Below are 14363 nucleotides of genomic sequence, written 5' to 3'. Positions count from 1 at the left end.
GACCTCGGCAAAGCGACGCTTCTCACCTTTTTCCTCACCAGTACAACCCTTTGACGTCGACGTGGGTCAGATGTTTCCGGATCGCACTCCTGTGCGTTCCGGTGCGCACAACCCCCACGGCCGCGGAGCGACTTTCGCGTGTCCGGACGCGCCCCCACGTTCCAGAGAGGAGCCCTCCGTTGGCCGCTTCGCGCCCGAAGCGGCGGCACAAGGTCCGCCGACGGGCCGACATGTCCCTGCTGGGCGGCATACGTCCGCCCATCGCAGTGCTGTCGGTTCTGCTCCTCGCCCTCGCGGGCATCACCGCCCTCACCCTCGGCCGCGTCGGACACGACCGCGTCCCGGAAGCCGTCCGCACCTCGCAGCAGCACTTCGCCGAGGACGGGGCCATCGGCCTGCGCGCCTCCGTCGACGAGGGCGTCACCGACCTCACCAGGACGGCCGCGCTGTTCAGCGCCGGCGATCCGGTGTCGGCCGACGCCGTCCTCGACAAGATCGGCAACGTCTACCAGAAGTGGACGGGCACCGCCGTCGTCGAGATCAAGTCCGGCAAACTCCTCGCCGCTCGCGGCGAGAACGTGCCGCTGACCGCGATCGACCGCGCCAAGCTCTCCGACGACAACGGCCTCGCCCCGCGCATGGTGCGCCTCCAGAACGGCGAGACGCGCCTGCTCACCTTCGCGCTCCTGAACTGGAAGGGTCAGCCGCAGCAGCTGCTCGTCGCCTCCAACAGTCTGAAGTTCCCCGGCATCAGCCTCGGCGAGTTCCGCTCCATCGCCGTCATCGACCAGGCCGGCACGATCCTCAGCAGCGACGGCATCCCCGAGCCCGAGCAGGTGCTCACCGACCTTCAGCGCGCCGAGGTCAAGGAGTCCAACCGGCAGCTGAAGGCCTTCGCGAAGAGCGCCGCCGCCAAGGCGGAACAGCACCCCGTCAAGTCCAAGGAGCCCGGCTCCGGCGGCTTTCTCGGCGTCAGCGGCAGCCTCAGCGGCGACCGCTACATGGGCGAGCGGTCCGTCGCCGGTTACGCCACGCTCGCGTCGCCACAGCCCGGTGAGCCCACGGTCGCCACCGGCCTCGGCCTGACCGTCGTCGCCATGGTCAAGGTCGCCGAGGACCCGGCGGTCACCGCCAGCCCGATGTTCGGCCTGGCGGCCGCGGCCGCCCTGCTGCTCATCGGCGGCCTCACCGTCGCGCTGCTGCTCGGCACCGTGCAACGGCCACTGATCAGGCTGTTCCTGGAGAGCCGCCGGATCACCCGCGGCGACCTCGCCCGGCCCGTCGCCGTGCCCCGGCGCGGCGAGGCCGCCAGGATCGGCGCGGCCCTGGAGCGCCTGCGCCGCCAGCTGCTCGGCGAACTCCCACAGCCCGCTGCGCCGGCCCGCCGCCGCTTCGGCGCCCGCTCGCTCCTCGCGGTCGCCGGGGTCCTGCTACTGGTCTGGTCGGGCCCCCTGCTGCTCATGCTCAACCGCGCCGGCGACACCGTCGTCGTACCCCAGCAGATGGTCAACGACCAGCGCGAACGCACCGACACCCTGTCCGACCGGGTGCGCCGCGCACTCAACGAGGGGCACGCCGACCTGATGTCGGTCGCCTCCCTCATCGGCGACCGCACCAAGCCCTCGCAGATGACCGAGGTGCTCGAAGCCACCATGCACGAACACGAGCGCTACGAGTCCCTCTATGTACTCGACGCCCAGGGCAAGGTCCTCGCCAGGTCCGGGCACGGCCCGCACAACGAGAAGGGCGAAGGCCCCTCGGCGCAGCCCATCCGCGTCCTGGACGACCAGGGCAAGAAGCCGGTCATCGTCGGCACCGCCGAACTGCCCGGCCGCCAGGGTGCCGCCGTGGTCGGCGAGTTCCGTATCGACTTCCTCAATTCACTGCTCAAGCGCCCCGGGCTCGGTGACGTCCGGGTCGTCGACGCCGAGCGGCGCGTCATCGGCGGCAACACCGGCTATCTCGCCTTCCACAAGCTGCCCGGCAACCGCCTCGACGAGCTCGCCGACGGCACCAACCAGAAGGTCGGCATGAGCCCGCGCCCCAGCGGGGTCCTGTTCCGTGACGGCGGCGACATCCAGATCGCCGCGGCCGCGCCCTTCGTCGGCGGCGGCGCGGCCAAGTCGCTCGGCTGGACCGTCGTCAGCTGGCAGCCCGCATCGAGTCTCGCCATCCCGGAGTACAGCCTCCAGAACCGCACGGTCCTGGCCGGTCTGCTCGGGATCACCGCGGCGGCCGCCTGCCTGGGCTGGCTGCACATCGTCGTCGTACGGCCCCTGCGCGACCTGGCCCGGCAGGCCGAGTCGCTCGCGGACGGTGACCGCAAGACCGTCCTGTTCCCACGCCACCACGACGAGGTCGGCGCCGTCGCCCGCAGCCTGGAGCTGATCAGGCAGCAGGTCCAGAGCCAGCAGCGCAAACGCGACGGCGGTGCCCGCACGCCCGCCGGAGCCGGAAGGAACTAGAACCCCGTGCTCTTCCTCTACACCGTGCTCGTGGTGTGCGGAGCCGTCCTGCTGATCGCCGGAATCGTCGAACAGCGGCGGCACTTCGCCAACCTCGAACACATACCGACCCGCGTCCTCGTCAACGGCATTCGCGGCAAGTCGTCCATCACGCGCCTGTGCGCGGGCGCCCTGCGCGGCGGCGACCTGACCACGGTCGCCAAGACGACCGGCACGGCGGCCCGCTTCATCCACCCCGACGCCACCGAGGAGCCGGTCTACCGCAAGTTCGGTATCGCCAACGTCGTCGAGCAGATCGGCATCGTGCGCCGCGCCGCCGCCTACAACCCGGACGCGCTCGTCATCGAGTGCATGGCCGTCATGCCGGCACTCCAGGAGATCAACCAGTCCAAGCTGATCCGCTCCACCATCGGCGTCCTGTGCAACGTCCGTGAGGACCACCTCGCCGAGATGGGCCCCACCCTCGACGACGTGGCGCGCTCGCTGTGCCGCTCTATGCCGGAGGGAGGCATCTGCGTGACCGCCGAGCAGGAGCGCTTCCACATCCTCCAGGAGGAGGCGGACGCCAGGGACTGCAAGCTGATCTACGCCGACCCCGAGACGGTCAGCGACGAGGAGCTGCGCGGGTTCAGCTGGTTCACCTTCAAGGAGAACGTGGCGATCGCGCTGACCGTCGCCGAGCTGGTGGGCGTCGACCGGGACACCGCGCTCCAGGGCATGTACGACGCCCCGCCGGACCCCGGAGTCCTCTCCGTCGAGCGCTATCTCACGCACGACGACAAGAAGCTCCGCTTCGCGAACGTCTTCGCGGCCAACGACCCCGAGTCGACGCTGATGAACATCAACCAGCTCCTCGACCTCGGTGCCATCCACCGCCCGCTGAACGTCGTCATCAACTGCCGCCCGGACCGCGTCGAACGCAACGGCCAGATGGGCGAGATCATCCCCGAGCTCGATCCGGACCAGGTCTTCGTCATCGGCCACCCGGCCAAGTCCGCCATCGACGCGATCCCAGCCGCGTACCGGGACCGGGCCGTGGACCTCGGCGGCGACCGGCGTGAGGCCGAGGAGTTCATGGGCAAGCTGCTCGGCAGCCTCGGCCCCGACTCCTCGCTCGTCGCCATCGGCAACATCCACGGCCAGGGTGAGCACCTCCTGGAGCACCTCGCCGAACTCCCCGCGGACGAGTCCGACGACCCGGCGGACCGCTTCGAGCCCGCCGAGGCCTCCTGGCAGGACGCACCGGCCGTACCGGAACACATCGAGACGGTGCAGCTGTACGCGCCCCGCATCGACCCGTACCAGCAGTACCCCGAGGCGTACGAGACGCGCTACACGCCCCCGCTGCACATCCCCGTGCAGCGCGACGCGGACCACCCGCATCCCGAGTACCAGGATCCGCAGCGGCCCCGCCAGGCCTGGCCCGCCGTCACTCAGCACCAGCCCGTCCAGCCAGCCGAACAGAACGTCCCCCGTGGCCTGTTCGAACCGCGCATCCCGCCCGCACCTCCCGCCGAAGACCCGCAGCAGTGGCACAGCAGCCCAGGAGAACCACGTTGATCCCCACCGTCCTCACCCCCGAGATCGCTGCGATCGGCATCGCGATCGGGCTGCTGTTCTCCCTGGTCTGCTACCTCACGACGAACCTCTCGCCGGGCGGAATGATCACCCCGGGCTGGATCGCGCTGACGCTCGTCGAAGACCTCCAGCGCGCGGCCATGGTCGTCGGCGTCACCGTCCTCACCTATGTGGGCACGCTCCTGATGCAGCGCTACGTGATCCTCTACGGCAAGCGCCTGTTCGCCGCCGTAGTGCTGCTCGGAGTGACGCTCCAGGCCACCGTGATGATCGTCCTCTCCCTCGAGTTCCCGCTGATGTACGCGAACCAGACCCTGGGCTTCATCGTCCCCGGCCTCATCGCCTACCAGCTGGTCCGCCAGCCCAAGGGCCCCACGATCCTCGCCACCGGCTCGGTGACGCTGATGGCGTACGTCGTCCTCACCGCCGGAATCCTCCTCGGCGTCATGCCGTCCGCCTGAACCACGCACCGGAGCCGACCCCATGAGTGCCAAGAAGAAGCACCCCGTACTGCACACCGCGATCGTTCTGTCGCTGCTCGGCGGCAGCGCCTATCTGACGGTGGAGCTGCGCAAGGACGAGCAGGCGAAGGCGCCCGCCGTCCAGGCCGTCACCGACACCCCGCTCCTGGAGTCCAGCACGGGCCAGCAAGGCGGCGAGCAGAACTGGGAGCGGCTGAAGAACCCCGAGCGTTCCGTCCTGCGCGGCGAGGGCGGCCAGGTCCTCGCGACCTTCACCGACAGCGCGCGCACGGCCACACTCAAGGGCCCGAGCCGCACCTTCACCGAGCCCGCCAACACCAAGTCCCGCGTGGTCACCGAGGACTGGGTGCGCCTCATGCCGGAACCCTGGCGCAAGGGCGCGGAGAAGGAGAAGTGGTTCAAGGACTGGTTCAAGGAGTTCTACGGCAGCGAGGAGGACGACATCTTCGCCTTCGCCTTCCAGTACCTGGAGGGCGCCCCGGTCAAGAAGGACGACGAGGGCATCGCCTACGGCGGTGACGCCAGCTTCGGGCCGATCAACCCGAACGGCAGCGAGGGCAACGACCTGCGCGACGAACTCTCCGACTTCTACGACTACCTGGGCATCCCGTACACCTTCCGGGACGGGGTCACGCAGCAGCCCGAGACCAAGCGCGCCCGGTCCGTGGACTGTTCCGGCTTCCAGCGTCTGGTGTGGGGCTACCGGGCCCGCTACCCCCTGATGTCCTCCGACAAGTCGGGCGACGGTCTGCCGCGCACCGCCAACGGCATGGCCCGCTCGGACGTCGGGGCCGACATCATCCCGCTCAAGGGTGTCGGCGCCGCGGACCGGCCCAAGTCCATCGACGTGCTCCAGCCCGGAGACCTCGTGTTCTTCAAGCTCGACGCCCGCACGAATCAGCGCCTCGACCACGTCGGTCTGTACATGGGCCACGACACGGACGGCCACATGATCTTCGTGTCGAGCCGCGAAGAGGTCAACGGCCCGACGATCGGCGACAAGGGCGGCACGTCCCGCCTCGACGGCAACGGCTATTACGCGAGCACCCTGCGCAGCGCGAAGCGGCTCTGACCCCGCGCCGCGGCGTCCGCAAACGCCGGTGCCCGGCACGCCAGTCGGCATGCCGGGCACCGGGAACGCCGGGGAGTTACGCCGGAACGCTGGCCACGCCCTGCGCCAGGAACCGCTTGCCGGTCACCCGCTCGCTGACGCCCTCGCGGTCCAGGTACGGCGTGATGCCACCCAGGTGGAAGGGCCAGCCGGCACCGGTGATCAGGCACAGGTCGATGTCCTGCGCCTCGGCGACGACACCCTCGTCGAGCATGAGCCCGATCTCCTGCGCCACCGCGTCGAGCACGCGGTCACGGACCTGCTCCTCCGTCAGGACGACATCGCCCTGCTTGAGGAGCGCGGCCACCTCGGGGTCGAGCTCCGGCTTCCCGGAGTCGTACACGTAGAAGCCGCGCTTGCCGGCCTTGACGACCGCCGCGAGGTTCGGGGACACCGTGAAGCGCTCCGGGAAGGCGCGGTTCAGGGTCTCCGAGACGTGCAGACCGATCGCCGGACCGACGAGCTCCAGGAGCACCAGCGGGGACATCGGCAGGCCGAGCGGCTCGACGGCCTTCTCGGCGACCTCGACCGGGGTGCCCTCGTCGATGACGTTCTGGATCTCGCCCATGAAGCGGGTGAGGATGCGGTTCACGACGAACGCCGGGGCGTCCTTCACCAGAACCGCCGTCTTCTTCAGCTTCTTGGCGACACCGAAGGCCGTGGCCAGCGAGGCGTCGTCGGTCTGCTCGCCGCGGACGATCTCCAGGAGCGGGAGGATCGCGACGGGGTTGAAGAAGTGGAAGCCGACGACCCGCTCGGGGTGCTTCAGCTTCGACGCCATCTCGGAGACCGAGAGGGACGAGGTGTTGGTGGCGAGGATCGCGTGCGCCGGGGCGACCGCCTCGACCTCCGCGAACACCTGCTGCTTGACGCCGATCTCCTCGAAGACGGCCTCGATGACGAAGTCGGCGTCGGAGAAGCCCTCGGCCTTGTCCAGGACACCGGAGACCAGCGCCTTGAGGCGGTTGGCCTTGTCCTGGTTGATACGGCCCTTGCCGAGCAGCTTCTCGATCTCGGCGTGGACGTAGCCCACACCCTTGTCGACACGCTCCTGGTCGATGTCGGTCAGGACGACCGGCACCTCGAGGCGGCGCAGGAAGAGCAGCGCGAGCTGCGAGGCCATCAGGCCCGCACCCACGACGCCGACCTTGGTGACCGGACGCGCGAGCGACTTGTCCGGGGCGCCTGCCGGGCGCTTGCCGCGCTTCTGGACGAGGTTGAACGAGTAGATGCCCGCGCGCAGTTCGCCGCCCATGATGAGGTCGGCGAGCGCCTTGTCCTCGGCGTCGAACCCGGCCTGCAGGTTCCCGTCCTTGGCGGCGGCGATGATGTCGAGGGCGCGGTACGCGGCCGGGGCGGCGCCGTGGACCTTGCTGTCGGCGATGAACTTGCCGCGCGCGACGGCCTGGTCCCACGCGTCACCGCGGTCGACCTCGGCGCGCTCGACGGCCACGTCGCCCTTGAGGACGTTCGCCGTCCAGATCAGCGACTGCTCCAGGAAGTCGGCGCCCTCGAAGATCGCGTCGGCGATGCCGAGTTCGAAGACCTGCTTGCCCTTGAGCTGGCGGTTCTGGTTGAGCGAGTTCTCGATGATGACCGAGACGGCCTTGTCGGCGCCGATCAGGTTGGGCAGGAGGGCGCAGCCGCCCCAGCCCGGGACCAGACCGAGGAAGACCTCGGGGAGCGAGAAGGCCGGGAGCGCCTTGGAGACGGTGCGGTAGGTGCAGTGCAGACCGACCTCGACACCGCCGCCCATGGCCGCGCCGTTGTAGTACGCGAACGTCGGCACGGCGAGGCCCGAGAGGCGCTTGAAGACCTCGTGGCCGCCCTTGCCGATGGCCAGCGCGTCGTCGTGCTTCTCGAGGAGCTCGACGCCCTTGAGGTCAGCGCCGACGGCGAAGATGAACGGCTTGCCGGTGATGCCGGCGCCGACGATCGTGCCCTCGGCCGCCTCCTTCTCGACCTGGTCGATCGCGGCGTTCAGGTTCGCGAGCGAGGCCGGGCCGAAGGTGGTCGGCTTGGTGTGGTCGAAGCCGTTGTCGAGCGTGATCAGCGCGAACCGGCCCGCGCCGAACGGCAGGTCGAGGTGGCGAACGTTCGCCGACGTGACGACCTCGTCCGGGAACAGCTCGGCGGCGCCCTTCAGGAGCTCAGCGGTGGTGGTGCTCACTTGTCGCCTCCGGCGTCCTTGTGGTGCGGGTTCTCCCAGATGACCGTGGCGCCCATGCCGAAGCCGACGCACATCGTCGTCAGGCCGTAGCGGACCTCGGGCTGCTCCTCGAACTGGCGGGCGAGCTGCGTCATCAGGCGCACGCCGGAGGAGGCCAGCGGGTGACCGAACGCGATGGCGCCGCCGTACTGGTTGACGCGCGCGTCGTCGTCGGCGATGCCGTAGTGGTCCAGGAAGGCGAGGACCTGGATGGCGAAGGCCTCGTTGATCTCGAAGAGGTTGATGTCCTCGATCGACAGACCGGCCTTGGCGAGGGCCTTCTCCGTCGCCGGGATCGGGCCGTAGCCCATGACCTCCGGCTCGACGCCCACGAAGGCGTAGGAGACGAGGCGCATCTTCACCGGGAGGTTGTTCTCGCGGGCGAAGTCCTCGGACGCGATGATCGACGCGGTCGCACCGTCGTTCAGACCGGCGGCGTTGCCCGCGGTGACGCGGCCGTGCACGCGGAACGGCGTCTTGAGGCCGGACAGGTTCTCCAGCGTGGTGCCCGGGCGCATCGGCTCGTCGGCGGTGACCAGGCCCCAGCCGGTCTCGCCGACGTCCGGGTTGGTGTTGCGCACGGAGATCGGGACCAGGTCCTGCTGGATCTTCCCGTTCGCGTACGCCTTCGCCGCCTTCTCCTGCGAGCGCACGGCGTACTCGTCGGCGCGCTGCTTGGTGATCTGCGGGTAGCGGTCGTGCAGGTTCTCGGCGGTCATGCCCATGAACAGGGCCGACTCGTCGACGAGCTTCTCCGACACGAAGCGCGGGTTCGGGTCGACGCCCTCGCCCATGGGGTGGCGGCCCATGTGCTCGACACCGCCGGCGATGACGGCGTCGTACGCGCCGAAGGCGATGGAGCCCGCGGTGGCGGTGACGGCGGTCAGCGCGCCGGCGCACATGCGGTCGATGGAGTAGCCGGGCACGGACTGCGGGAGGCCCGCGAGGATGCCGGCGGTGCGGCCGAGGGTCAGGCCCTGGTCGCCGATCTGCGTGGTCGCGGCGATGGCGACCTCGTCGATCTTCGCGGGGTCGAGGGCCGGGTTGCGGCGCAGCAGCTCCCTGATGGCCTTCACGACGAGATCGTCGGCGCGGGTCTCGTGGTAGATGCCCTTCGGGCCCGCCTTGCCGAACGGGGTGCGGACGCCGTCGACGAAGACGACGTCCCTGACGGTACGAGGCACGATGGCTCTCCTCCAGATGCGGGATGGCACTGCCGCGCGGCACGCACCCGGGGTGCGGGAAGCGCGCTGCGAATACCGTCATGCTACTTGCGGGTAACCAAGACGTGTAGTCCCCCCGGCCGGAGCGGCGAAGGTCACACCGCGCGATCGAGGATCGAGCGCACCACGGGCCCCGCCGAAGCCACCACGTCACGGACGAACCGCACCCGTCCCACCCCGAACCCGCGCAGCGCCGAGCCGTGGTCGCAGGCGACGACGAGCGCCGCGGCGAGAAGCAGCGCCCGCCACCCCAGGAGCGCCAGGCGCCCCACCGGGCGCGGCACCCGCGCGAAAGCCCCGCGCAGCCGCTCGCAGTGGAACGGCACATGCCGCTCCTCGTCGGCGAGTATCGCGCCGGCCACCTGCGTCGTGAGCCCGTCGTCGGTGCCGTCGCGCAGCGCCCGGTAGTAACGCAGCGCCACGACCTCGGCGACCATGAGGACCAGGAGTTCGAGCCGCAGCCCGAGAAGCCGGCGCAGCCGGACGAAGACGGTGTCGCTCCAGTGCGACGAGAGCGGCGACACCCCGCCGGCGCCGAGCAGCAGCCCGAGCAGCCGGGCGTGGTTCTGCTCCTCGGCCACGAACAGCCGGACGGCACGCGCGTAAGGCGCGTCGCCCGCCCGGTCGGCCTTGGCGATCAGATTCGCCCCGTCACCGCTCTCACCGATCTGGAAGCGCCGCACGCTCCGCCAGATCGCCGTATCCACCCGCGCACCCCGCTCCCAGGCGGGTTCCCCTGCCGCGGCCCGGCGCTCCCGCTCGGCCTCGAACTCCCGCACCCATCCCGCGTACCCCCTGGTGATCATGGGGTGACGTTAGACAGGCCCTCCTCGCCGATACGAGCGAGGAGGGCCCACCGGTACGAAACCGCGACGAACGCGGGGCGCCGCGCGGGGCGCCGCGTCAGGCGGTCTGCTTCAGCGCCTCGGCGAGCAGCGGCGTGACCTGCTCGATCTGCCAGGGCCGCGCCCCGTACCCGCGCAGCGCTTCGGCCACCGCCGCCTCGGAGCGGTCGCCCGGGGGCTCCCAGCACACGCGGCGGACCGTGTCGGGAGTGATCAGGTTCTCCTGCGGCATGTTCAGCGTCTCGGCCAGCGACGACACCGCGGCCCGCGCCGCGGAGAGCCGCGCCGCGGCGACCGGGTCCTTGTCGGCCCAGGCCCGCGGGGGAGGCGGCCCGGCGAGCGGCGCCCCGGGCTGCGGCAGCTCCGCGTCGGGCAGCTCCTTCGCCCGGTCCACGGCCGCCTGCCACTGCTCCAGCTGACGCCGGCCCGTGCGGTGCCCGAAACCGGGCAGCGCCGCCAGAGCGTGCACATTCGGGGGAAGCGAGAGCGCCGCCTCGACGATCGCGCCGTCCCCGAGCACCTTGCCCGGCGACACATCACGCCGCTGCGCGATCCGGTCCCGCGCGGTCCACAGCTCCCGCACGACGGCCATCTGCCGGCGGCGCCGCACCTTGTGCATCCCGGACGTGCGCCGCCACGGGTCCTTGCGGGGCGGCGCGGGCGGCGCCGAGGCGATGGCGTCGAACTCCTGGTGCGCCCAGTCCAGCTTGCCCTGCCGGTCGAGCTCCTTCTCCAGCGCGTCCCGCAGGTCCACGAGGAGCTCCACGTCCAGCGCGGCGTAGCGCAGCCACGGGTCGGGCAGGGGCCGCGTCGACCAGTCGACGGCGGAGTGGCCCTTCTCCAGTACGTAGCCGAGGACGCTCTCCACCATCGCGCCGAGCCCCACGCGCGGGAAACCGGCCAGGCGCCCGGCGAGCTCGGTGTCGAAGAGGCGGCTGGGGACCATACCTATCTCGCGCAGACACGGCAGGTCCTGCGTCGCGGCGTGCAGTACCCACTCGGCGTCGGCGATCGCGTCGCCGAGGGCGGACAGGTCGGGGCACGCGACGGGGTCGACGAGCGCGGAGCCCGCGCCCTCGCGGCGCAGCTGCACCAGGTAGGCGCGCTGCCCGTAGCGGTAGCCGGAGGCGCGCTCGGCGTCGACGGCCACGGGCCCGCTGCCCGCGGCGAAGGCCGCGACCACCTCGGCCAGGGAGGCCTCGTCGGCGATCACCGGCGGGATGCCCTCGCGCGGCTCGAGCAGGGGGATCGGCACCTCCGCAACAGAGCCGCCGTCGTCCGGAGGTGCGCCCCCGGTGGTTCGCAGTGAAGTGTCTGCTGCGGTCTCTTGGGCGTCGGTCACCTGTCAAGGGTATCTGCACGTACGTATGCCTGACCTGCGTGTTCTGGCCATTGGTCAACTGACCTGCGAAAACGCGTCTCGACAGCTCCCGGTACGTCTGGGGGGTTCTCGCACCAGAGTGTCCGGAATATGCACTTTAGTCCCAACAATCCATACTTCAGGCCCATGCTGTGACAGATCGAAGTACCTGTGCACGTACAGCGCCCGTCGACGGAACGTTCCGTCGACGGGCGCTGAAGGTACGTGAACCAGTCAGGGTCAGTGGATGATGCCGGTGCGCAGGGCCACGGCGACCATTCCGGCGCGGTCGCCCGTGCCGAGCTTGCGTGCGATGCGGGCGAGGTGGCTCTTGACGGTCAGCGCGGACAGGCCCATCGAGACTCCGATGGCCTTGTTCGACTGGCCCTCGGCGACGAGCCGGAGCACCTCGACCTCACGGCCTGACAGTTCGCGGTAGCCGCCCGGGTGGCTCGGAGCACCCGGGGGGCGGCGGTGCATACGGGCCGCGGCGGACCCGATGGGGGCGGCGCCGGGGCGGGAGGGCAGCCCGACGTTGGTACGGGTGCCGGTGACGACGTAGCCCTTGACTCCGCCCGCGAGGGCGTTGCGTACGGCACCGATGTCGTCGGCGGCGGAGAGGGCGAGCCCGTTGGGCCAGCCCGCGGCACGGGTTTCGGACAGAAGGGTCAGGCCGGAGCCGTCGGGAAGGTGGACGTCGGCGACGCAGATGTCGCGGGGGTTGCCGATGCGGGGACGAGCCTCCGCGACGGACGAGGCCTCGATGACGTCACGTACACCGAGCGCCCACAGGTGGCGGGTGACGGTGGAACGGACGCGCGGGTCGGCCACGACCACCATGGCGGTCGGCTTGTTCGGGCGGTAGGCGACCAGGCTTGCGGGCTGCTCGAGGAGAACGGACACCAGGCCTCCTGGGGTGCGGGACGGGACCGGCTCGGGGATGAAGCCGGGGCGAACCGTGCTTTCAAGGTCACAGACCTCTTCGGCAGTAAACCCGCCCGCCTTTAGAGAAAGATCACGATTTAGTGAGTAACAATTCGTGCAATTCGGACACGCGATCGATCATCCGAAGATCGAACCGAATCACAACGAGACCGGAACTCTTCGAGGTCCGGTCCTGATCCGTTCTGTACCTGTCACTGTCCCTGCCTCTGGTCGCCGGCAGCGAAAGGCCGAAAATCGCCTACGGATGGCTGTACCTCTTCGCCCGTCAGGACTCCTGCACCGCCGTTCAGGACTTCTGCGGCCCCCGGCGCTGGGGCAGCGTCACCACGGATGCGTCCCCGGGGCCGGCCGGCGGCAGGCCCGCGATCTGGCTGAGCAGATCGCACCAGGCCGCCAGGTGCGAGGCCGTGTCCGGCACCCCGGCGGGCCCTTCACGCGGTGTCCACGAGGCCCGGATCTCGATCTGCGACGCCGGCGCACGCTCACTGAGCCCGCCGAAGTAGTGCGAACTCGCCCGCGTCACGGTGCCGCTCGCCTCTCCGTACGAGAGTCCCCGCCCCTGGAGCGCGCCCGTCAGCCACGACCAGCAGACCTCGGGGAGCAGCGGGTCCGCCGCCATCTCCGGCTCCAGCTCCGCCCTCACCAGCGTCACCAGACGGAACGTCCCGTGCCAAGCGTCGTGCCCCGCCGGGTCGTGCAGCAGGACGAGGCGGCCGTCCGCGAGGTCGTCGTCGCCGTCCACCACCGCGGCCTCCAGCGCGTATGCGTGGGGCGCGAGGCGCTGGGGCGGCTTGGTCGGGTCCACCTCGATCTCCGGGCGCAGCCGCGCTCCCTGCAAGGCCTCGACCGCAGCCCGGAACGGCGGTGGTGCCGAGTCCACCGGATCCTTCGTCTTGCGCCCCTCCCGCTCCGCTTCACTCATTCCCTCAGCGCCGTCCGACAGTCGTCCCTCAGCCGCAGCCATGCGGGGAAGATTAAGGGGAACGCGGCCTTCGCGCAGGGAGAGACACCCGGCACCTCCGCCCCGATGTCCCCGCGCCCGGCGGGGTTCGCAGCCGTGCGAGACTTTGCGATGTGAGTGCCAACCTCCGCCCCACGGGCCAGCAGCCGACAGCGACGTACGAATCCGCCTTCCTCAAGGCGTGCCGGCGTGAGCCGGTGCCGCACACCCCGGTGTGGTTCATGCGGCAGGCCGGTCGCTCGCTGCCCGAGTACCTCAAGGTGCGCGAGGGCATTCCGATGCTCGAGTCCTGCATGATGCCCGAGCTCGTCGCCGAGATCACGATGCAGCCCGTGCGCCGCCACCACGTCGACGCGGCCATCTACTTCAGCGACATCGTCGTGCCGCTCAAGGCCATCGGCATCGACCTCGACATCAAGCCGGGCGTCGGTCCCGTCGTCGAGCAGCCCATCCGCTCGCGCGCCGACCTCGCGCGGCTGCGCGACCTCACGCCCGAGGACGTCTGGTACGTCACCGAGGCGATCGGTCTGCTGACGGCCGAGCTCGGCTCCACCCCGCTCATCGGTTTCGCGGGCGCGCCCTTCACCCTCGCGAGCTACCTCGTGGAGGGCGGTCCGTCCAAGAACCACGAGCACACCAAGGCGCTCATGTACGGCGACCCGCAGCTGTGGGCCGACCTGCTCGACCGCCTCGCCGAGATCACCTCCGCGTTCCTCAAGGTGCAGATCGAGGCGGGCGCCTCCGCCGTCCAGCTCTTCGACTCGTGGGTCGGCGCGCTCGCCCCCGCCGACTACCGGCGCTCCGTGATGCCCGCGTCGGCCAAGGTGTTCAAGGCCGTCGAGGAGTACGGCGTGCCGCGCATCCACTTCGGTGTCGGCACCGGCGAGCTCCTCGGTCTCATGGGCGAGGCCGGCGCCGACGTGGTCGGCGTCGACTGGCGCGTGCCGCTCGACGAGGCCGCGCGCCGCGTCGGCCCCGGCAAGGCGCTCCAGGGCAACATCGACCCGGCGGTCCTCTTCTCCACGCCGGAAGCGGTGGAGGCCAAGGCCCGCGAGGTGCTCGACGCGGCGGCGGACCTGGAGGGCCACGTCTTCAACCTCGGCCACGGCGTGCCGCCCACCACCGACCCGGACGCCCTGTCGCGTCTCGTGGAGTACGTCCACACGCAGACCGCCCGCTAGGGG

The 14363-nt window shown here is 70.5% G+C and carries 11 protein-coding genes; 5 read left to right on the top strand and 6 right to left on the bottom strand.

Going from position 1 to position 14363, the window contains the following annotated elements:
• The first annotated feature begins 230 nt into the window (after positions 1-230).
• From OG698_RS14570 to OG698_RS14555, 4 genes are read left to right on the top strand one after another with little or no spacing between them, the layout of a single operon-like run.
• Positions 231-2465, top strand: coding sequence for a HAMP domain-containing protein (locus tag OG698_RS14570; RefSeq protein ID WP_406111072.1), 2235 nt, complete (start codon positions 231-233; stop codon positions 2463-2465).
• A 6-nt stretch (positions 2466-2471) separates the two neighbouring features.
• Entirely contained in the window at positions 2472-4025 is a 1554-nt protein-coding gene (gene pgsB / locus OG698_RS14565) for a poly-gamma-glutamate synthase PgsB (RefSeq protein WP_406103430.1), read from the top strand.
• Positions 4022-4504, top strand: coding sequence for a poly-gamma-glutamate biosynthesis protein PgsC/CapC (locus OG698_RS14560; protein ID WP_100591255.1), 483 nt, complete (start codon positions 4022-4024; stop codon positions 4502-4504). The genes pgsB and OG698_RS14560 overlap by 4 nt, the downstream gene beginning before the upstream one ends.
• 22 nt (positions 4505-4526) lie before the next feature.
• Positions 4527-5597: a C40 family peptidase gene (locus OG698_RS14555; protein ID WP_406103429.1), complete on the top strand. Its 1071-nt coding sequence runs from the start codon at positions 4527-4529 to the stop codon at positions 5595-5597.
• A gap of 76 nt (positions 5598-5673) precedes the next feature.
• On the opposite strand, the gene OG698_RS14550 is transcribed toward OG698_RS14555, so the two are convergent.
• The 6 genes from OG698_RS14550 to OG698_RS14525 all read right to left on the bottom strand — a co-directional run bounded on the left by OG698_RS14550 (position 5674) and on the right by OG698_RS14525 (position 13140).
• Positions 5674-7806 (bottom strand): 3-hydroxyacyl-CoA dehydrogenase NAD-binding domain-containing protein, encoded by a 2133-nt coding sequence (locus OG698_RS14550; protein ID WP_406103428.1) that lies wholly within the window; start codon positions 7804-7806, stop codon positions 5674-5676.
• Entirely contained in the window at positions 7803-9029 is a 1227-nt protein-coding gene (locus tag OG698_RS14545) for a thiolase family protein (RefSeq protein WP_406103427.1), read from the bottom strand. Before OG698_RS14545 ends, OG698_RS14550 begins: the two co-directional genes overlap by 4 nt.
• A gap of 134 nt (positions 9030-9163) precedes the next feature.
• Entirely contained in the window at positions 9164-9874 is a 711-nt protein-coding gene (locus OG698_RS14540) for a ferritin-like domain-containing protein (protein WP_406103426.1), read from the bottom strand.
• 97 nt (positions 9875-9971) lie between these two features.
• A complete protein-coding gene (locus OG698_RS14535) occupies positions 9972-11255 on the bottom strand; it encodes an HRDC domain-containing protein (RefSeq protein ID WP_406103425.1) in 1284 nt (427 codons plus the stop codon).
• 258 nt (positions 11256-11513) lie between these two features.
• The gene (locus OG698_RS14530; protein ID WP_100591261.1) at positions 11514-12176 is read right to left on the bottom strand and encodes a response regulator transcription factor; all 663 of its coding nucleotides are present in this window, start codon (positions 12174-12176) and stop codon (positions 11514-11516) included.
• A gap of 328 nt (positions 12177-12504) precedes the next feature.
• A complete protein-coding gene (locus OG698_RS14525; RefSeq protein ID WP_399967453.1) occupies positions 12505-13140 on the bottom strand; it encodes a DUF3000 domain-containing protein in 636 nt (211 codons plus the stop codon).
• Positions 13141-13292: 152 nt separating this feature from the next.
• Here OG698_RS14525 and hemE point away from each other — a divergent pair, with 152 nt between their 5' ends.
• On the top strand, positions 13293-14360 hold the full coding sequence (gene hemE / locus OG698_RS14520) for a uroporphyrinogen decarboxylase (protein WP_406103424.1): 1068 nt from the start codon (positions 13293-13295) through the stop codon (positions 14358-14360).
• Positions 14361-14363 lie beyond the last annotated feature (3 nt).

The sequence above is a fragment of the Streptomyces sp. NBC_01003 genome (assembly GCF_045162695.1).
GTDB lineage: Bacteria > Actinomycetota > Actinomycetes > Streptomycetales > Streptomycetaceae > Streptomyces.
Note: the sequence above shows the minus strand (reverse complement) of the source record. Positions and strands in the feature narration are given on the sequence as shown.

Bases quoted from the DNA above. Each gene is read 5' to 3' on its own strand.
- OG698_RS14570 (WP_406111072.1), top strand. From the start codon at position 231: ATGTCCCTGCTGGGCGGCATACGTCCGCCCATCGCAGTGCTGTCGGTT.
- OG698_RS14555 (WP_406103429.1), top strand. From the start codon at position 4,527: ATGAGTGCCAAGAAGAAGCACCCCGTACTGCACACCGCGATCGTTCTG.
- OG698_RS14540 (WP_406103426.1), bottom strand. From the start codon at position 9,874: ATGATCACCAGGGGGTACGCGGGATGGGTGCGGGAGTTCGAGGCCGAG.
- OG698_RS14525 (WP_399967453.1), bottom strand. From the start codon at position 13,140: ATGAGTGAAGCGGAGCGGGAGGGGCGCAAGACGAAGGATCCGGTGGAC.